The sequence below is a fragment of the Clostridium transplantifaecale genome (assembly GCF_900626075.1).
Classification (GTDB): Bacteria; Bacillota; Clostridia; order Lachnospirales; family Lachnospiraceae; genus Otoolea; species Otoolea transplantifaecalis.
Genome location: NZ_UYZY01000004.1, coordinates 90,821 through 110,125 on the forward strand (window position 1 = coordinate 90,821; position 19,305 = coordinate 110,125).

Genomic DNA, 19,305 nt, shown 5'->3' on the forward strand with positions numbered 1-19,305 from the left:
CTGCCGGAATTATATCCAAGCAGATGAAAATTGTATCCCTGCAGATTGTGCCAGGCAGAGGCGGGGTTCGGACAGCAGACAAAAGCAGAGGATGATAACGGGAGAATGTCATGAAAATTGTTGTACTCGATGGTTATACGGAAAACCCTGGCGATCTTTCCTGGGAAGGGTTTCAGCAGTTCGGTGAAGTGACTGTATATGATCGCACAGGAGAAAAGGAAGTTATAAATCGGATCGGTGACGCCCAGGCGGTAATTACGAATAAAACGCCGATTACCCGTGAAACGCTGAACGCCTGCCCTGATATACAATATATTGGTGTTTTAGCAACAGGATATAACGTGGTGGACATAGAGGCCGCAAAAGAGAAAGGAATCCCCGTCTGCAATATTCCTACCTATGGGACTGCGGCTGTGGGGCAGTTTGCCATTGCCCTTCTGCTGGAAATCTGTCATCATATCGGGCATCACGATAAGGCCGTACATGACGGACGCTGGCAGAATTGCCCCGACTGGTGTTTCTGGGATTACCCTCTGATTGAACTGATGGGTAAGACAATGGGAATCATCGGTTTCGGCCGTATCGGCCAGGCGACCGGGGCAATCGCAAAGGCATTGGGAATGAAAGTGCTGGCTTATGATGAGTATCCGAACGAAACAGGACGTGGAATCGGGGAATATGTATCATTGGATCAGCTTTTTGAAAAGGCCGACGTCATTGCCCTTCACTGTCCGCTGTTTCCCGCAACAGAAGGAATTATCTGCAGGGATAATATAGCGAAGATGAAGGACGGTGTTATTATTATCAATAACTCCCGCGGCCCTTTAATTGTGGAACAGGATTTGTATGACGCACTTGAGTCCGGTAAAGTTTTTGCAGCAGGTTTGGATGTGGTTTCCTCCGAACCCATCAGAGAAGATAATGTTCTGCTTAAGGCGAAGAACTGCATAATTACCCCTCATATTTCCTGGGCGTCCAGGGAGAGCAGAGGCCGTCTGATGGATATCGCCGCAGCAAATCTCGGCGCGTTTATTGACGGTAAAGCCGTCAATGTGGTCAACCTATGAGCAGGCGGAAATATATTTTAATGCCGGATTCCTTTAAAGGGACTCTGTCGTCCTCCCAGATCTGCCGGATTATGAAGGAGCGCATTTTATACCACGATCCGCAGGGGGAGGTCATCTCCATTCCCATTGCGGATGGAGGGGAAGGCAGTGTGGACTGTTTTCTGGAGGCTGTTTCCGGTGAGAAAATATACAGGAGGGTTACAGGCCCGTTTCCGGACGAAACGGTGGACTGCTATTATGCTTTAATTGACGAGGGAAAAACTGCCGTTATTGAAGCCGCCTCCTGCGCGGGACTTCCTCTTGTGGAGGGAAGGGCAAATCCGTGCCTTACCACTACATATGGGGTTGGCCAGTTGATCATGGACGCGGCAGCGCGGGGAGTCAATAAGATTATTCTGGGACTTGGCGGCAGCGCCACAAATGACGGAGGCTGTGGAATGGCGGCTGCTACCGGAATTAAATTTTTTGATAACGAAGGCCGGGAATTCATTCCTGCCGGAGGAAATTTAGAGAAGATAAAGAAAATTGACGTAACGGGACAGGCCGACGTTTTACGAAATGTCTCAGTTATTTGTATGTGTGATATAGAAAACCCGATGTATGGGCCAAACGGAGCGGCAGCAATATTTGCACCTCAAAAAGGCGCCGACGAAGAGACCGTACTCCTGCTGGACAAAGGGTTAAGATGTCTTGCCGATGTCATGGAACGCGATTTACAGCTTCATGTTGCCGAAATGCGGGGTGCGGGCGCAGCCGGAGCAATGGGCGCTGGTGCGGTCGCATTTTTACATGGAAAACTGTTAAATGGAATCGATGTGGTTCTCGATACGGTGGGATTTGAGCAATTGCTGGATGATGCGGCGATGGTTCTGACCGGAGAGGGCAGAATTGACAGCCAGAGCCTGTGCGGCAAAGCGGTGATTGGAATTGCAGCCAGGGCGTCACACAGAGCGGTTCCTGTCGTGGCGGTCGTGGGCAGTATTGGAGACGGTGCCGGACAGGCATATGATATGGGTGTATCGGCTATTTTCAGCATAAACCGGAAGGCAGAAGATTTTTCTGTTTCAAAGGGAAAATCAGAGGAGAATCTTTACCATACCGTGGATAATATTATGCGTTTTTATAAGTGTTTTTCCGGTAAGACTGCTTTTTAGATTGGAAAAAGTAAAATTGGAGGCTATATAATTCGTTTTAGGAGGGTGGATTATGACAGTATCATCATTATGTAATGATATGTTGTTATTAGCGGTATTTATGTTAGTTGGCTTTTTTGTCCGTGAACTAGTAAAACCGGTTCAGAAACTGTTTCTGCCGGCATCGTTGATTGGCGGATTGGTTCTTTTACTGCTGGGACCTCAGATGATTGGAGTGGTCGATGTACCGGCCAGCTTCAGTTCCCTTCCCAGCGTTATGATTGACATTGTAATGGCGGCGACCGTATTCGGAGTCACGATCAATAAAGACAAGATTGGTTCCTATCTGGATTATTCCTGCGCTACGATGACCTCTTATGGAATGCAGCTGGGCGCAGGTGTAGCGCTCGGATGGTTCCTCAAAAAATTCTGGCCGGGACTTCCCCAGGGGTGGGGAGTAATGGGAGTTTTTTCCTTCCATGGAGGACATGGAACGGCTGCGGCAGCCGGCGCGGCCTTTGAAAAGCTGGGAAATGACGGCAACATGGCTGTAGGTATGGTGCTTTCCACGTTAGGTCTTATTGTTTCAATGGCTGTAGGTATGATTATGGTAAACTACGGTCTCAGAAAAGGATGGGGAACGTATGTGAAGACGCCGAAGAAGCAGCCGGACTATTTTTATGGAGGCGTACTGCCGGAGGAGAAAAGAACGCCGTCCGGCCATACGGTGACAACGGGAATCAGTATTAACCATCTCGCTCTTCAGGTAGCATGGCTTTTGGCGGCGCTGTTTATAGGAAGGAAACTGTTCGGCTTTCTTGGTACATATATACCCTTCTTTGCCGGACTGCCCAGCGTGCTTCACGGTATTTTCGGAGGGGCGATCCTGTGGAAAATCTTAAAAACCACGAAACTGGATAAATATGTTGACTTGAAAACAGTGAAGATGGCTAGCGGTTTTTGTCTTGAAATCACGGTATTTACGGCTATGGCTACTCTGAATTTGGACTTTGTCACTACCTATATGGTACCTGTATTGATCTACACCTTAACCCTTTGCGCATTGACCGTGCCGATCGTATTCTATCTGACCTACCGCTTTTGTAAAGATGAGTGGTTTGAGAAAGCATGTATGGCTTTTGGCGCAGCTACAGGCAATTCCTCTACCGGCCTTGCGCTTGTGCGTGCCGTCGATCCGGAATTACAGTCCAGCGCGGGAGATACACATGGCGTCTATTCGGCTCTGATGTCCTGGAAGGATATTTTCGTAGGCCTTACGCCTGTATGGCTCATGAGCGGCATAGGACTGACCTGCGGAGTCGGAATGGCGATTATGGTAGGTTTTACGGTGGTAGGTTTCCTGTTCTTTGACAGGAGAAGAGGAAAGGGAGGTAAATAATGTCGCAGGCAACAATTACCTTACTAATTCTTTTTCTTTCACTGATCTTATTTTTATCCGAAAAGCTGCCTGTAAACCTGACGATTATGCTTAACCTGAGCGCGCTTGTCCTTCTGGGAATTGTGACGCCGGAGGAAGCGGTGGCCGGATTTGCGAGTAAAACCATATTAATGCTGATTGGTGTGGTAGTAGTTGGAAGCGGACTGTTTGAAACCGGTGTGACCGATAAAATAGCAGGTATGGTCACCCGGTATGCCAGGACGGAGAAGCAGATGCTCATGAGTATCCTCATACTGGCAACGATTTTGTCATCTGCTCTCAGCAATTCGGGTACAGTTGCCGTATTTATACCAATTATCATGGGAATTTCCGCGTCTACGGGGTACAGCCGATCCAGGATGATGATGTGTGCATTTCTGGGAAGTATGTCAGGCGGAAGACTCAGCCTGGTTGGTGACGCGTCTACAAACGTGTTAGTCGGAAACGCGATTATTGAACAGGGCGGAACGTTTGGCTTTTTTGAGATAACAAAGATAGGCCTGCCTTTGACAATCTCAATGCTGGTATACATGTACTTTATCGGTTTCAAATTCCTTCCGCTGCGCACAAAATTTGACGACGGAGACAGTATTTACAACGTGGAGAAGCCGAAAGAAGCTCCGAAATGGAAACAAATCGCTTCCGTTGTAATCCTGTTGTGTGTGTTTGTGGGAATGATTTTTGAAGACAGGACAGGAGTCCCCTCTTATATGGTAGCTATTTTGGGTGCGGTGGCAACCGTGCTGTTCGGAATATTTAATGAGAAACAGGCATACCAGATGGTCAGTATTAAAACGGTCATCCTGCTTGGCGGAATGGTTCCAATGGCGACTGCGTTAAAGAGCACCGGTGCCGCACAAATTATGGCGGATACGGTGATCTACTTAATCGGCGGTTCTACGAATCCTTATGTCATTACGGTGATTATTTTCCTGGTATCCTGTATTATGACCCAGTTCATGTCAAATACGGTGACGTGCCAGCTGCTCTCACCCATTATTGTGGCGATTGCCTCCACCATAGGAGTAAGTCCTGTTACGCTGCTGGTGGTGCTGCTGATATCATCAACGCATGCTCTGCTCACACCGATTGCCTGTCCTCCGGCGAATCTTGTCTATTCATACGGAGGGTTCCACTTTCAGGATTATTTTAAGAGCAATATTGGTCTTGTTCTGGTCAACATGGCGGTATGCATTATCCTTATTCCGCATATCTGGCCCCTGTATCCATAAGCTTGACGACCATCAGAGAGGCGGTATATTTTTTGAAACTCGACATCTTAATAAAAAACGGGCATGTAGTGGATCCGGCGTCAGGTGTGGATGAAATCCGCGATATAGGGATTGCAGACGGACGTATTGTATCTGCCGGTACGGACGGAATCCAGGCCGGTGAAATAATAGATGCAAAAGGATATTATGTACTTCCGGGATTCATTGATTTTCATACTCATCTGTATTATGGCGGAAGCAGTTTCGGGGTAAATCCCAACCTTTTATTTGCGTCTGGGGTGACCGGGGCGGTTGATGGAGGTACGGCCGGATGTGCCGGTTTTGAGGCTTTTTACAGACAGACCCAGCTTTTAAGCCAGCTTCCTTTAAAATTTATGCTGCACATTTCACCCATCGGACAGCCGGGATTCGGCGTCCAGGAACCGGCAGATCCGGCGTCCTGGAATGAGGGAGCACTCCTGGATCTGGCACAGAAGTATTCCGGAGAGATTGTCTGCCTGAAATTACGCATTGGACGGGCCATGATAGGAGAGCGGGGAATTGCTCCTCTTCAGGAAGCCTGCCGGATTGCGCGGCAGGCAGGACTTCCGCTCTGTGTCCATGTGACGGATTCCCCTGTCGGCGCCCGGGAGATTGCAGAGACCCTGGCGCCGGGAGACATCTATTGCCATGTGTTTCACGGAAAAGGGAATACCATTCTCGATCAGGACGGTGAGGTAATACCAGCTATGCGGGAGGCGTCCCGGCGGGGTGTTATTATGGATGCCGCAAATGGGAGCATTAATTTCAGCTATCCGGTTGCCAAAGCGTCGATTGAGCAGGGCTTTTTACCGGATATCATCAGTTCCGACATTACCCCGACTACCCTGAACCGGGGATGCAATGCAAAAAACCTGCCGTTTATCATGTCAAAATACCTTGCCCTGGGAATGCGTTTCAATGACATTCTGAAAACGGTAACCATGAATCCGGCCGCACTGATGGGGCTTAAGGATTTGGCAGGAACGCTGGCGCAGGGCGCACCGGCCGACCTGGTCATATTGGATAAAATAAGTGGAAGATTTAAATTTGCGGATGCAGATAACAGGGAATTTTACGGAAATACGATGCTGTCTCCGTTACTCACGGTATCCCGGGGCAGGATTGTGTTCAGACAGACCTGGTTTTAAGCGCAGGCCGTCCGGTGCAACAGGTTTATAATGTGACTTATGGTTGATAACAAAAGGATTGATAATAAAAGGAGAGAAGAAAAATGAGTTATAAAGTATTGTTACCACAGCCGATTTTAGCAGAAGGATATGAGTATCTGCGTCAGCACGGTTATGAGATCGTGGATGGAAGAGGATTTACGGAGCAGGATATTATTGAAGATATCCGGGATTGCGATGCTATGATAGTGAGAACCGCTAAAATTACACGCAATATACTGAATGCGGCGCCCAAATTAAAGATACTGGCACGTCATGGAGCAGGATATGACGGCGTAGATTTAGATGCGGCCAGGGAAAATAAGGTACTGGTTGTAACGGCCGGAGGAGCCAACAGCATTTCAGTCGCTGAACTTGCAATTTTTTATATGCTCTACTGCTCCCGTAATTTTAAGGCAGTGTTAAATCATTACATAGAAGACTACCGCTATGCAAAAATGGGAATCCCGAAAACAGAATTGAGCGGAAAGACCCTTGGTCTCATAGGTGTGGGAAATATTGGCGCACTGGTTGCAAAAAAGGCATTTTACGGCTTTGACATGAAAGTGATTGCTTATGATCCGTTTTTTAAAGGAGAGGCGCCTGAATACCTTCAGATAGTCTCCGAGCGTGATGACATATTCAGAAACAGTGATTATGTATCCGTGCATGTTCCGGCCACAAAGGAGACGATACACAGCATCGGTGACAGGGAATTTGATTTGATGAAGGACACAGCCTACCTGATTAACACGGCGCGCGGCTCGATCGTGGATGAGCCTGCATTAATCCGGGCGCTGGAAGCTAAAAAAATAGCGGGAGCCGGGTTAGATGTATTGGAAAAGGAGCCGCTTGACCCGGAAAACCCATTGTTAAAGATGGAAAACGTACTGACAGCGCCGCATATCGGCGGAGCGACAAAGGAAGCGGCGGCCAGATCTTCTGTTTCCTGTGCCGAGGCGATAGACGACTTCTTTTCAGGACGCACTCCCAAATTTGTGATACCTGAAATGCGGGATATGATATAAGCCGGAAGACAGAACTAATAAGATTGAGAACGGTGGCCTGTGCCCAGAGCGTGCAGGTCATCGATTTTTTTGCATAATGAGACAATATAAATTCTTTGAAGATAGAAAGTGAATCCTGTTAGGAAGTTGTACAACAGCCATGCTAATATAAGCTCAGAAAAGACGGTGCTCGGATTTGGAAATTAGGAATGGAAGAGGGGATCAAAATACTTGAAATTCAGCTTAGAGAAAGCAGGGGATTACAGAGCAGGAGCTGGCGGTATTTATGGCATAAAGATATGTGATGTGACAGAGCGGAATTTTTTCGGAAGAAGTGATATGCAAAGTCTGGAAACCCTTGAAAATACTTATTTCTTAACAAATGTTTGGGAAATATGAAGATTTTTTGAATTTTTCAAAAATGACTACAAAAATGAACAAGTATATTATATAATAACCATGCGGCGTAAGGAGGTAAACTTTTGATGAAGAAATTTTTAGTATTAGCAGCATGCATGGTTCTGCTCAGCGGATGTGTGCAGAGTAATATTGTACAGCCGGATTCCGAGACTAAGATCGCGGATCCTAATTTCGATATGCAGGATGATATAGAGATTGACTGGACTCAGGTTAGTGCAGATGCAGAGGGCGTTTTTGAGGATAAGGCAGCATATCCTTACAGTGATGATTTTCATTTCCTTCTGGAACCGCAGAAGAAAGAGATTATGCTGGTGTGGGTTGTATCGGACGATTTCCCAACCAGTGAGATCAGAAATTATGCGGATACTCTGATTAAGGGATTTAACGATGTAGTTGCCACACAGGACTTCTCCATTGAGAAATCCAGCGAGACTTCCTACGGAGGTCTTTGGAAGGATTACAGCATTTCCTTTGGAATTGCACCCGCCAGCACACAGGACGACGAGGAAACCTGGTTTATGAGCGGTAACTTTGGGGCAGGCATGGAATTTGTCCTCCCTGACACAACAGAGCTGGAGAAGAGTCTGGCCGAAGAGGGGAACGGAAACACAGAGGCTGCGGCAGGCAGCACAGAAACGCCGGAAGAAACAACAGAATAGGAATAAAAGAACAGCTGTCCAACATGCGGGACAGATAAAAACAGGATGGAAGTTCCGGCGGAGGCCGGAGATTCCATCCTGTTTTTGTTCTTCTGTTTTAGGAAACAGGCAGGCCGCTGTGATACGAATAATTGCCCAGTTCGTTTAAAAGGATGGATAAATCCTGTTTATCGAGAGGAACAGGGCTGGTGATGCAGGAATTGAGCAGATAATAAACATTGCTGCACTTTGCCAGCGTCTGGTGGAACAGATCCACGAATGACGCGGTGGAAGCAAGGGAACGTTTCCACGGGTTGCACCACGGTTCATGATCCAGATTACAGCTGTTGCGGTAATTGGATATGGTGTCGGTCACCAGTTTTGCGGACGCAATAGGCTGCTTTAAAAACAGGGATTCAATGAATTCGATGCTGTTTTTCTTAAGACCGGACTTGTCGGCCAGGGTGCGGCAGCCGAAGCGGATGGCCCATACCGAACGGTGTACCATAGCTGGAGTGACCTGGAAGTTATTGCGGTAAGTGACCGGGTAATATGTTTCGTTGATGCAGGAGGACAGAAAATGCGAAATAAACTGTATCTCCTGGCCGTTTAAGCAGATGCTGGCTGTCTGGTTGAATTCAGACGGCTTTTTCTGTTTGTATTTCCACAGAAGGATGGCGTCCAGTTCGTTCTCAAGGGCGGCGTGGAGGCCGTGGTTCTTGGAGGAAGGTTCATTGATATCATAGCCGATCCTGCCGTAGATAAACGGATGGCAGATGGAATCGGCGACATAGTGGTTGATAAAACCGGCGAAATAGGCCAGCGCCTCCTCCTTCTGCTGTCTCGACTGTATCAGGCCGATATGGCGCAGGCAGCAGTCGAAAAACTGGCTGACCTGGTGTTCATGCATATAAGAGCCCACATTCCTGTAATCCTGATGACGGAGAATGGGGATATTGTAAAAAAACATATCCGGCCCCTGGAGGCCAAGCTGATAAAGCCAGCGGTATTTGGCAACAATGTGTTTTAACTGAGAGTTTGGCATGTCGTTGTATGCCTTCATTCCGAATATATAGTGGGTAGTAAAACCTGGCATGAGAAATACCCTCTTCCATTTTTATTTTTGTTAATGACCGTCTTTATGACATTATGTCCATTCCGGGGACTTAAACTCCCGGTAAAGTCCGGTGCCGGAATTTGATGTAAGTCTTTAGCGGAAGTGAGCGCAAGACTTTCTGTGGCAGGCACGGAAATCTATATGCGCATAAAATAACGTCCGCGTACGCAAATATTATATCATATTCCTCCCCGGATTGCGATAGAGTTTGTGCATAAGGAGCTGGAAACAAGAATAAAAAGATACAGAGACTGGAAATTTTGCGGCGGTAAAATGGAGATTGTAAAAGTAATCCATGATCTGGTATGGGGACCATGGCTTTTAGTGTTATTTTTAGGAACGGGAATTTTTTATACATTTAAATTACGGGGCTTTCAGATTTTTCATCTCAGGTATTGGTGGAAGGCCACGGTGGGAACGCTGGGAGGCGGTGGGGAGGAATCGAAATCCCAGATGGCGACAGCGTGTACGGCTCTGGCCGCCACGGTTGGGACGGGAAATATCGCCGGAGTGGCCACGGCTATTGCCGCAGGGGGACCGGGAGCCGTCTTCTGGATGTGGGTGTCGGCTTTTGTCGGGATGGCGGCCGCATATGGGGAAACGTATCTGGGTATTAAATACAGATACAAAGGGCCGGACGGCCAGTATATCTGCGGACCGTTCGTCTATCTGGAACGGGGGCTGAAGAGCCGGAAGATGGGGCTTATCTATGCTTTCTTCTGTGTCCTGGCATCGCTGGGGATGGGAAGCATGGTTCAGGCTAACTCGATTTCCGACAGCTTTACTTATGCTTTTTCCCTTCCTCCGCTGATAACCGGACTTGCGGTGACCGTGCTCACGATGGCGGTGATTTTTGGAGGAATCGGCAGGATATCCGAAGCGGCCAGCAGGCTGGTGCCGTTTTCCGCCTGTCTTTATATGGTTTTATGCGGAATTGTTATTTTCAGCTGTTACGACAGGGTGCCAGGAGTGTTTGCCGAAATCGTAAAAGAGGCTTTTAATGTCAAAAGCGCCGCGGGAGGCGCCGCCGGTTACGGAATGACAAAGGCGCTGAGCTACGGAGTGGCGAGAGGAGTCTTTTCCAATGAGGCGGGGCTGGGAAGCCTGGCGGTGCTCCATGGCTCGGCCGGGAAGACAACGGCCGGGGAACAGGGAATGTGGGCGATTTTTGAGGTGTTTTTTGATACGATCATCAGCTGCACCCTGACGGCCCTCGTGATTCTCTGCATCGCAGGAAAGAGCGGCGCGGCCGGCACACTGTTTTATGCCGACGGCCAGACCGACGGAAGCGCGATGATTGCGGCCTGCTTCTCGCAGTGCTTCGGAGCGGCCGGAGGATATCTGACCGCCGTGTCCATGGCTCTCTTCGCCTTTGCCACAATTATCGCCTGGTTTTATCTGGGCAGGCAGGCCGTAGCCTACCTGACGGAACATTCCGGCGCGGGCAGGATATTTTTATTTTTCTATGGGTTTGTATACCTGAATGCGGTATTTTTTGGATGTGTGGCAAAGCTGGAACTGGTATGGAGCCTCTCCGATGTGTTCAACGGCCTGATGGCGGTACCGAACCTAATCGGAATACTGCTGTTGTCAAAGGAAGTAAAATCGCCGTTACATAGCCTGAAAAACAATTTTTAGACAAAACAAAATGCCTCTCCAGCAGTGAGAGGCATTTTGATATTTGAAAAAGGGAGGAGAGCTGATACTTAAATCAGCTCGATATTATGAAAAAAATCTTGTAAGCATTGTTTGTTTGCTATGTTTATAGTATATGGGGGAAAGATGAAGAAATAATGTTCATTATGTAAAAGGTTTTTTAATGATTCGTGAACGAAATATGAACGTGTAAGAGGGAAAGGACGCAAATATGGGGAATCCGGAGGCTAAAACAGCCGGATTCCCCATATGACAATTTGTCCCATACATCTCTTACATCCGACAAATTACGCACGTTAAAATTATTTTTTAATTATGGCCGGTATTCCGCATAGGAGCGTATCAGCTCCACAATAATCCGTGTAACAGATTCCAGTGCCTCGGCCGTAATGTGTTCCATGGGGCCGTGGTAGGCGTAGCCTCCGACTCCGAGGTTCGGGCAGGGAAGCCCTTTGTAGCTTAATCTGGCTCCGTCCGTGCCGCCGCGGGCCAGGTTAAGCTGAGGCTCGATGCCGGCCGCTTTCACCGCAGATTTTGCGTGCTCGATCAGGTGGAAACAGGATTCTATCACGGGCCTCATATTGCGGTACTCATGCTTGACGGTCATAGATACGGTTCCAGGGCCGTAATGTTCATTCATCATTTCACAGATAGAGGAGAGAGTGTCCAGCCGTTTCTGAAACAGGACTTCGTCATGGTCCCTGACTGCGTAAACCAGATTGGCGCTCACGACAGTCCCCGAGGAGGAGAGGAGGTGGTAAAATCCCTGCGCACCCTCCGTCTCGGCCGGTATTTCGTTAGGAGGCAGCAGACTGTTAATCTGCATGCCGACCAACTGGGCGTTGACCATCTTATCCTTTGCATGACCGGTATGGGTAGTCCGTCCGCGTATCAGGATTGCAACCTGGGCCGCATTAAAATTTTCATAGACAATCTCACCGGCGTTCCAGCCGTCTACGGTATAGGCATACTGCGCTCCGAAGCGCTCAATGTCAAAATTGTCCGTCCCGTTCCCAATCTCTTCATCCGGCATAAAAGCAACACAGATGGTCCCGTGCGGGATATCCTTTGCGATAATGTGCTCCAGCGCCGTGACGATCTCGGCGATTCCCGCCTTGTCGTCCGCGCCGAGAAGCGAGGTCCCGTCGGTGGTAATCAGGGTATCGCCCTTTAAACGCGGCAGATGCGGATTGGAGGCGACACGCAGAACCTGACCGGAAGTTCCAAGGGGAACATCCCTGCCGTCGTAATTTTCTATAATTTGAGGATTTACGTCCTTACCGTTAAAATCGGGATGTGTGTCCAGATGGGCGATAAATCCCAGCCTGGGGTTTGATTCGTAACCCGGTGTGGCGGGAAGTCTGGCATAAACGATGCCGAAATTATTGACCTCCACATCGGAGAGCCCCAGTTCCCTCAGTTCAAAAGCCAGAAGGTGTGCCAGATCAAACTGGCGCAGACTGCTGGGGACGGAAGTACTGTCCCTCTCACTGGATGTCCAGATCTTCGCATAATTAAGAAATCGTTTGTAAGCCCACATAGCCGCTCCTTTTCTGACAGTTTCTTCTGACAATGAAATCTGCCGTATCCGTTTCATACTCCTTTCTATTTTGTCATATTGCGTATTGAAAGTCAATTGGTTGAGCCACGAGAACGCCGCCGGGACGGAAGACTCATAACCTACCCCTCCCCGTCCGCCACCCACAGAAGCGTCCTCGCATCTCAAGTAAATAGTCCCCTGTTGCAGTCCGCCCACTTTTTTGTTATGATAACATCAAAAACCATCACTTTTTTGTGATAACGTGAATTTACTGAGAAGCGGCTGCCAGTATTGTCTGCGGCGGCGCCGAGGGGGAGATAATGCAGGGAGAAAATTTGTTTCTTGGGAAAGAGTATGTCTATGAAATTTATAAGGAGAAGAGCTTTTCGGCTGCGGCCCAGAATCTGTATATTACGCAGCCGGCCCTGAGTAACCGGATTAAGAGGATTGAGGACTGCATCGGCTCCCCGATTTTTGACCGGAGCACGTCCCCGGTTCAGTTGACCGATGTGGGGAAGGCCTATATCGATTCGGTGGAGCAGCTTATCAGGGTGGAGGAGAACTTTACTAATTACCTGGCGGACTCCCAGAACCTGAAGACGGGAAAGCTGCTGATTGGAAGCGGCGCCCTGTTTTCTTCCTATGTGCTGCCATCCCTGATTGCGGAGTATAAATCGGAATTCCCCTATGTGGAGATCAGTATTGTGGAAGGGAGCGTGACTACGCTTCAGAAACAGTTGTCGGACGGAGTGCTGGATTTCCTGATTGAGAATGAGGAGCTGCCGGATGCCTTGTTTGAGAGACAGCACTACAGAACCGAGTATATGATCCTGGCTGTTCCGCGGAAATGGGAGATTAACCGCTCCCTTCTTGCATGGCAGCAGAGTTTTGACAATATCATATCAGGCCGTTTTCTAGGGCCGCAGTATCCGGGCGTTCCGCTGGAAACATTTAAAGAATCCCCTTTTGTGCTTCTGTCCCCGGAGAATAAGACTTACCAGAAGGCATTGGAGGTCTGCGAACACCACGGCTTTTCACCGAAGGCAATACTCACGATGAACCAGCAGCTCACGGCCTACAATATGACCTGTGCGGGTGTGGGAGCCTCTTTTATCAGTGATACCCTGATTAAGAGCGCCAAACCCCACCCGGACGTGGTCTACTACAAACTGGATCTGGAATTTTCCCGGAGGGATATCAGTTTCTACTATAAAAAGAAAAGATACGTCCCGAGATGTATGGCGGAATTCCTCAAAAAGATCGAAAATTCCAGTGAATGGCAGGATGAATAGCAGTGAACAGCAGAGAATTGCAGAGCAGACCACAGAGGAGCCGCAGAGTGAGTGGACGAAGGGCTACTCCAGCAGAAATCCCTTTCCCACCACTTCGCTGCTGTTGGTAATCACCAGAAATGCATCCGGCTCACTGTTTCGGATAAAGCCGCGCAGCAGGATTGCCTGGCTGCGTTTAACCACTGTCATGACGACGTATTTTTTCTCCCCGGTATGGCTTCCCTCCGCCTGGTAGACGGTGGCTCCGCGCCCCAAATCCTGGCGGATATACCGGCACACTGTGTCGGGATCACGGCAGATGATGGTAAAGTATTTGTTCAGATTCAGACTCTCAATGCAGGTGTCTATGACAAATGCCTTGCACATAAGCCCCAAAAGGGAAAACAGCCCGATGGACGCGTCGTAGATGACAAAAGAGAAAAGGACCGTCACCAGATCCACGCAGAACAGGGCCTTGCCGATATCCATTTTTACATATTTCTGAATGATCATCGCCGCGATATCCGTGCCGCCGCTGCAGGCATCCCTCTGAAACAGTGAGGCGGCCACCAGAGCCACGGTAAAAATGACGACGATCATTTCCAGTACAGGCTGATCTGTGACCGGTATGGGCGACGGTACCCATAGCTCCAGAATGCGGAACAGAAGAGAGGACAGCAAGGTCACGTAAACGGTCCGGACACCGAACTTCCTGCCGATACAGAGAAAACCGGCCAGAATCAGTATCAGGTTGATGGACAGGTTGAGGATGGAAAAACTGAGAGGAGTGACGGACGAGAGAAGTACGGCCAGTCCTGTCACGCCTCCGAAGACAAAGTGGTTGGGAAGCTGAAAAAAGTAGATTACGAAAGTCATAACGGTCACAATCACTGTGATGTACCCGTAGTCGCCGATCTGCCGGCCGAGCTGTTTCTTATTCATGGTTAAATGCTACCTCCAATAAAATCAATCTGTATAATAGTTACAGTTCAGCCTCCGGCCAAACTGTAACAAATGATGCACAGAAACGGCAAAAAAAGCCGTTTCGCGCCGCATAACTCGGGATTTTCGCAAAAAACAGCGAAAACACCTCGCGGAATACATTATGGCTGAACTGTGACGTATAACACATCTTTATTATATCGGGTTCAATTTCTGAAATCTAATTCCTTTCATCTGATAGTTCTTATAATCCCTTAATTCCTATACCATCACAAAAATGTGATAAGTTCTATTATACTATTAGAATTAGACAATAATGAGAGCGGAATAGTATAATGAAATCATTAAAAATGTGCAGCCATGGATCCGGCGATGCAAATTAAAATTGGAGGGTTACTCATGACAAGTTCTTTACTTCAGTCTCTTATTCAGAGCACAGGTGTGCTTTGCGCGCTGCTGCTGATTGGTATGTTTCTCAGGGCCAGGGTGCCGCTGTTCCGCAAACTTTTGGTGCCGGCGTCGGTTTTGGGTGGTTTTGTGGGTCTGTTTCTGGGACCGCAGGTTTGGGGACAGGCATCTTTTGTGCCGATCCAGGAGGAGTGGGTATCCACCTGGTCCCTGCTGCCGGGTATCTTGATTGTTCCGGTGTTTGCGGCAATCCCGCTGGGAAAATTTAAAAACAAAAAGGCGGAGAAGAAGGGCGGCGGACGCCGTGAAGTGGCGAAAGTGACCATGATAAGCGGAATTGCCAGCGGCGCTTTCGGATTCCAGGTAATTCTGGGTGTGGGTCTGGCTCTTCTGATGGGAAAATTTCTTCCGAACCTGAATCTCTACAACAACTTCGGCTTTGAAATGTCACAGGGCTTCAACGGAGGGCACGGCAGCGCAGGCGCAGTCGGCAATGTTCTCATGGAGGCGGGAGCGTCCCACTGGGAACTGGCCCAGGGCGTTTCCAGTACCTTTGCAACGGTAGGACTGCTGGGCGGATTAATTTTGGGCGTTTTTATCATCAACAGGGCATCCAAAAACGGGGAAACGGCGTTTCTTAAAAAATCGGCACAGCTTCCGGCCTCCACATCCTTTGGCTATACCAAGAAAAAAGAAGAACAGGGAGAGCTGGGACGTGAGACAACGGTGAGCTCCGCCATCGAGACACTCAGCGTCCATATTGGAATCATTTTAATCGTCTGCGCAATGGCCTACTGGGTGCGCGGCCTCGCGGTGACCTACGAGGTGATCGGTTTTGAAGATATTCCCGTATGGCCTTATGCGCTGATTATCATGTACGGCGTCAATTTCCTCTTAAATGTATTTAAACTGGACTGGCTTGTGGATGCCAGAGTGAAATCACATATCAGCGGCGCGATGTCGGATATCGCAATTACCGCAGCTATTGCCAGCATGCCGGTGAAAGCCGTAATGGCATACATGCTTCCAATCGCCGTAATCAGCGCGGCAGCCTTTGTAGTGGTTTATTATACAACTGTTAAGATGTTCCAGGTTCTCATGCCGGACAGCTTTCCGTTTGAGCGCGGCATCCTGAGCTTTGGTATCAACACCGGAGTCATGATGACCGGCATTACACTGCTCAAAATCTGTGATCCCGATTTTGAGAGCCCGGCTCTGGAAGATTATTCCTTCTCCTATGCCATCCGGACGGTGATTGACCTGATTTCAACACCAATTATGTATGCAATTCTTGCAAGAGGTACATCCTATCAAATGCTGATGTTCGGGGTAATCTATGTCATTATCTGCTATGTGATTGTCGGAATTGGAAAAATATTGTACAGGGGAAAAGAGGAGACGGCCGGAGAGAAAGACGCGGCCGGCCGGCTGGCGGAAACTGCCTGACAAACCGTTAGACAAATTAAGAAGGGAATTTGACTTATGAAATCAACAGCAGAGCGCTTTTTAGAATATACTTCCGTGGATACGACCTCAAGGGAGGAATCGTCTTCCTGTCCTTCCTCAGAAACACAGTGGGATCTGGCCAGGATGCTGGAAACGGAAATGCGGGAAATAGGCCTTAAGGACGTGGAACTGGATGAACACGGATATGTTACCGGTACGATACCTGCCAACGTGGAAGGTGTGCCCGTGCTCGGCCTTATCTCACACATGGATACCAGCAGCGCCGTCCCTGGCGGGCCAATCCACCCGAAACTGGTCGATTACAGAGGGGGAGATATCCTGCTGAACAGGGAACTTGACCTGTGGCTTAAGGAAGATGAGTTTCCGGAGCTTTTGGATTATCAGGGAAAAACCCTCATTGTCACAGACGGGACCACGCTTCTGGGAGCCGACGACAAGGCGGGAATCGCGGAGATTCTGACTGCGGCGGAGCGGATGATGAAAGATACGTCCATCCGTCACGGACAGATCCGCATCTGCTTTACTCCGGACGAGGAGATCAGCCGGGGAACCCAGTATTTTGATGTGAAAAAATTCGGGGCAGACGCTGCCTACACTGTGGACGGGGGAGCGCTCGGCGAGATCGAATATGAGAATTTTAACGGAGCTACGGCCAATATCACGATACACGGCCGTTCCATCCACCCGGGTATGTCAAAGGGGCGGATGCTTAATGCGCTGATGGTGGCCTGGGAACTCCAGGGCATGCTCCCGGCCCATGAACAGCCGTCTTATACGGAAGGGTATGAAGGATTTTACCATCTCTCCGCCATGTCGGGTTCCGTGGCGGAGTGCAGCCTGAAATATATCATCCGGCAGCACGACAGGAAGGAATACGAGGCGAAAAAAGCCCGTATGGAGAAAATTGCAGCCTATCTGAATGAAAAATACGGTCCCGGCACCGTAGAACTGTCACTTCGTGACATGTATTTCAACATGCAGGAAATAATAAAAGATCATATGCACCTGATAGACAAGGCAAACGCGGCTTTTAAGGCCTGCGGCGTGGAGCCCCGGACCATTCCGGTCAGAGGCGGGACGGACGGAGCGCGGCTCAGTTTTATGGGCCTTCCCTGTCCGAACCTGTCCACCGGCGGCCATAATTTCCACGGGGTATTCGAGTATATTCCGGCGGAGTCCATGGAATCCATGGCCGATGTGCTGGTCAGCCTGGCCGGAGAGTTCGTTAAAGTGGCGCAGAGAGGAGAACAGTAAAAATGTTTGAAGCGGTTTCACGCGATATGATGAAGTTTATTGATGCGAGTCCCACCAGCTACCATGTGGTGGAGAATTTCCGCAGCATGCTTAAGGAAGATGGATTTGAGGAGCTGATGGAGCAGGAACACTGGAAGATCTCGGAAGGCGGAAAGTACTTTACCACCCGCAACGGTTCGTCTACCATTGCATTCCGTATTCCCGAATGCTCATACAGGGGATTTATGATTGCGGCCTCCCACAGTGATTCTCCTTCTTTTAAACTGAAGGAAAAACATGAGATGGATGCCGGCGGGCAGTATGTCAAACTGAACGTGGAGAAATACGGCGGAATGCTGATGGCTCCCTGGATGGACCGGCCTCTGTCCGTGGCAGGCCGTGTTCTGGTGGAACATGAAGGCAGTTTTGAGAGCCGTCTCGTCAACATTGACCGGGATCTGGTCCTGATTCCCAACCTGGCAATCCATATGAACCGCGAAGCGAACGAAGGAGTGGCGCTGAATCCACAGAAGGATATGCTGCCCCTGTTTGGGATGGCGGGTGAAAAAGACAGGCTGATGCGGATGGCGGCGGAACAGGCCGGAGTCCGGCCGGAACAGATTTTAAGCAGCGATCTGTTTCTTTATAACCGTGTCCCGGGTACGGTCTGGGGAGCGGAAAATGAGTTTATATCCTGTTCCAGGCTGGACGACCTGCAGTGTGCCTACGGGACGATGAAGGGACTTCTGAAAGCGGAAAACAGGACGCATGTGGCTATGTGCGCCGTTTTTGACAATGAGGAAGTGGGAAGCGGAACGAAACAGGGAGCCGGTTCCACCCTGCTGGAGGACGTGATGGGCCGCATCAGCGAGGCGATGGGCAGAAACCGAGAAGAGTACCTGATCTCCGTGGCCGACAGTTTCATGGTTTCGGCCGACAACGGCCATGCCCTGCATCCGAACTACATGGATAAAGCCGACGTGGACAACCGCCCGTTCCTGAACGGAGGCATTGTCATCAAACACAGCGCCAACCAGAAATATACGACGGACAGCATTTCAGCCGGCCTTTTTAAGGCGGTTTGCAAGGCAGCGGGCGTGCCGTTCCAGACTTTTGTCAACCGCTCCGATATCCTGGGCGGATCGACCCTCGGGAACATTTCCAATTCCCATGTATCCCTGAACACGGTGGATATCGGTCTTCCGGAGCTTGCCATGCATTCGCCATATGAGACTTGCGGAGTGAAGGATACGGCGTATCTGCTGTCTGCAATGGAGACGTTTTTCTCTTCCGGTATCTTCTGCGAGGGAAATGGACGTTACCGTCTCAGGACGGAGTAAGCCGGGAGACGGACGGAACCGCCCGCCGGACTGTGCAGAGGATGTTTGTGCGGCGGCACAGGAGAACCGATGCGGCGTAAATAAACGAAACTTGCGCAGTACAGTACTAAAATGTATGAAAATGGGAAAGAATGAAACAGGAAAGGTAACGGCGCAGGTACGAAGCCGTTACCGGAGAAGATAAATATTGCCGGTAAAATAAAAAACCG

General features: G+C 49.3%; 16 protein-coding genes. 13 read left to right on the plus strand and 3 right to left on the minus strand.

Translation table 11 applies throughout. From position 1 onward, the window contains the following. Positions 1-110 precede the first annotated feature (110 nt). The 8 genes from EJL91_RS15445 (at position 111) to EJL91_RS15475 (ending at position 8,143) form a co-directional block, all read left to right on the plus strand. On the plus strand, positions 111-1,067 hold the full coding sequence (locus EJL91_RS15445; protein ID WP_125142871.1) for a D-2-hydroxyacid dehydrogenase: 957 nt from the start codon (positions 111-113) through the stop codon (positions 1,065-1,067). Then, the gene (locus EJL91_RS15450) at positions 1,064-2,221 is read left to right on the plus strand and encodes a glycerate kinase family protein (protein ID WP_125142872.1); all 1,158 of its coding nucleotides are present in this window, start codon (positions 1,064-1,066) and stop codon (positions 2,219-2,221) included. Before EJL91_RS15445 ends, EJL91_RS15450 begins: the two co-directional genes overlap by 4 nt. A gap of 52 nt (positions 2,222-2,273) precedes the next feature. Beyond that, positions 2,274-3,599, plus strand: coding sequence for a sodium/glutamate symporter family protein (locus EJL91_RS15455; protein WP_125142873.1), 1,326 nt, complete (start codon positions 2,274-2,276; stop codon positions 3,597-3,599). Then, positions 3,599-4,870, plus strand: coding sequence for an SLC13 family permease (locus tag EJL91_RS15460; RefSeq protein ID WP_125142874.1), 1,272 nt, complete (start codon positions 3,599-3,601; stop codon positions 4,868-4,870). The genes EJL91_RS15455 and EJL91_RS15460 overlap by 1 nt, the downstream gene beginning before the upstream one ends. 32 nt (positions 4,871-4,902) lie before the next feature. Further along, complete coding sequence (locus EJL91_RS15465; RefSeq protein ID WP_164516858.1) at positions 4,903-6,039, plus strand: amidohydrolase family protein; 1,137 nt, start codon at positions 4,903-4,905, stop codon at positions 6,037-6,039. 83 nt (positions 6,040-6,122) lie between these two features. Then, on the plus strand, positions 6,123-7,085 hold the full coding sequence (locus tag EJL91_RS15470; RefSeq protein WP_125142876.1) for a hydroxyacid dehydrogenase: 963 nt from the start codon (positions 6,123-6,125) through the stop codon (positions 7,083-7,085). A 210-nt stretch (positions 7,086-7,295) separates the two neighbouring features. Then, a complete protein-coding gene (locus tag EJL91_RS24615) occupies positions 7,296-7,463 on the plus strand; it encodes a hypothetical protein (RefSeq protein WP_164516859.1) in 168 nt (55 codons plus the stop codon). An 86-nt stretch (positions 7,464-7,549) separates the two neighbouring features. Continuing rightward, positions 7,550-8,143: a flagellar basal body L-ring protein FlgH gene (locus EJL91_RS15475; protein ID WP_125142877.1), complete on the plus strand. Its 594-nt coding sequence runs from the start codon at positions 7,550-7,552 to the stop codon at positions 8,141-8,143. Between the two features lie 97 nt (positions 8,144-8,240). Here the strand turns inward: EJL91_RS15475 and EJL91_RS15480 are convergent, their stop codons facing one another. Further along, positions 8,241-9,218, minus strand: a complete 978-nt coding sequence (locus EJL91_RS15480; protein ID WP_125142878.1) for a zinc dependent phospholipase C family protein — start codon at positions 9,216-9,218, stop codon at positions 8,241-8,243. Between the two features lie 294 nt (positions 9,219-9,512). Here EJL91_RS15480 and EJL91_RS15485 point away from each other — a divergent pair, with 294 nt between their 5' ends. After that, entirely contained in the window at positions 9,513-10,877 is a 1,365-nt protein-coding gene (locus EJL91_RS15485; RefSeq protein ID WP_125142879.1) for an alanine/glycine:cation symporter family protein, read from the plus strand. 331 nt (positions 10,878-11,208) lie between these two features. Here EJL91_RS15485 and pepT (EJL91_RS15490) read toward each other — a convergent pair whose 3' ends face one another. Beyond that, the gene (gene pepT / locus EJL91_RS15490; protein ID WP_125143216.1) at positions 11,209-12,435 is read right to left on the minus strand and encodes a peptidase T; all 1,227 of its coding nucleotides are present in this window, start codon (positions 12,433-12,435) and stop codon (positions 11,209-11,211) included. A 320-nt stretch (positions 12,436-12,755) separates the two neighbouring features. Here pepT (EJL91_RS15490) and EJL91_RS15495 point away from each other — a divergent pair, with 320 nt between their 5' ends. Then, complete coding sequence (locus EJL91_RS15495; RefSeq protein WP_125142880.1) at positions 12,756-13,727, plus strand: LysR family transcriptional regulator; 972 nt, start codon at positions 12,756-12,758, stop codon at positions 13,725-13,727. Between the two features lie 63 nt (positions 13,728-13,790). Here the strand turns inward: EJL91_RS15495 and EJL91_RS15500 are convergent, their stop codons facing one another. Beyond that, on the minus strand, positions 13,791-14,648 hold the full coding sequence (locus EJL91_RS15500) for a YitT family protein (protein WP_125142881.1): 858 nt from the start codon (positions 14,646-14,648) through the stop codon (positions 13,791-13,793). Positions 14,649-15,047: 399 nt separating this feature from the next. Between EJL91_RS15500 and EJL91_RS15505 the strand changes: the two genes are divergently transcribed. The 3 genes from EJL91_RS15505 to EJL91_RS15515 are packed head-to-tail and all read left to right on the plus strand — an operon-like array spanning position 15,048 to position 19,096. Then, positions 15,048-16,502 (plus strand): sodium/glutamate symporter, encoded by a 1,455-nt coding sequence (locus tag EJL91_RS15505; RefSeq protein WP_125142882.1) that lies wholly within the window; start codon positions 15,048-15,050, stop codon positions 16,500-16,502. Positions 16,503-16,538: 36 nt separating this feature from the next. Continuing rightward, positions 16,539-17,777 (plus strand): peptidase T, encoded by a 1,239-nt coding sequence (pepT, locus tag EJL91_RS15510; RefSeq protein WP_125142883.1) that lies wholly within the window; start codon positions 16,539-16,541, stop codon positions 17,775-17,777. Positions 17,778-17,779: 2 nt separating this feature from the next. After that, positions 17,780-19,096, plus strand: a complete 1,317-nt coding sequence (locus tag EJL91_RS15515; protein ID WP_125142884.1) for a M18 family aminopeptidase — start codon at positions 17,780-17,782, stop codon at positions 19,094-19,096. Positions 19,097-19,305 lie beyond the last annotated feature (209 nt).

Excerpts from the sequence above, each read along its gene's own strand:
- EJL91_RS15445 (WP_125142871.1), top strand. The coding sequence starts at position 111 with ATGAAAATTGTTGTACTCGATGGTTATACGGAAAACCCTGGCGATCTT.
- EJL91_RS15450 (WP_125142872.1), top strand. The coding sequence starts at position 1,064 with ATGAGCAGGCGGAAATATATTTTAATGCCGGATTCCTTTAAAGGGACT.
- EJL91_RS15455 (WP_125142873.1), top strand. The coding sequence starts at position 2,274 with ATGACAGTATCATCATTATGTAATGATATGTTGTTATTAGCGGTATTT.
- EJL91_RS15460 (WP_125142874.1), top strand. The coding sequence starts at position 3,599 with ATGTCGCAGGCAACAATTACCTTACTAATTCTTTTTCTTTCACTGATC.
- EJL91_RS15470 (WP_125142876.1), top strand. The coding sequence starts at position 6,123 with ATGAGTTATAAAGTATTGTTACCACAGCCGATTTTAGCAGAAGGATAT.
- EJL91_RS15475 (WP_125142877.1), top strand. The coding sequence starts at position 7,550 with ATGAAGAAATTTTTAGTATTAGCAGCATGCATGGTTCTGCTCAGCGGA.
- EJL91_RS15480 (WP_125142878.1), bottom strand. The coding sequence starts at position 9,218 with ATGCCAGGTTTTACTACCCACTATATATTCGGAATGAAGGCATACAAC.
- EJL91_RS15485 (WP_125142879.1), top strand. The coding sequence starts at position 9,513 with ATGGAGATTGTAAAAGTAATCCATGATCTGGTATGGGGACCATGGCTT.
- pepT (WP_125143216.1), bottom strand. The coding sequence starts at position 12,435 with ATGTGGGCTTACAAACGATTTCTTAATTATGCGAAGATCTGGACATCC.
- EJL91_RS15495 (WP_125142880.1), top strand. The coding sequence starts at position 12,756 with ATGCAGGGAGAAAATTTGTTTCTTGGGAAAGAGTATGTCTATGAAATT.
- EJL91_RS15500 (WP_125142881.1), bottom strand. The coding sequence starts at position 14,648 with ATGAATAAGAAACAGCTCGGCCGGCAGATCGGCGACTACGGGTACATC.
- EJL91_RS15505 (WP_125142882.1), top strand. The coding sequence starts at position 15,048 with ATGACAAGTTCTTTACTTCAGTCTCTTATTCAGAGCACAGGTGTGCTT.
- pepT (WP_125142883.1), top strand. The coding sequence starts at position 16,539 with ATGAAATCAACAGCAGAGCGCTTTTTAGAATATACTTCCGTGGATACG.
- EJL91_RS15515 (WP_125142884.1), top strand. The coding sequence starts at position 17,780 with ATGTTTGAAGCGGTTTCACGCGATATGATGAAGTTTATTGATGCGAGT.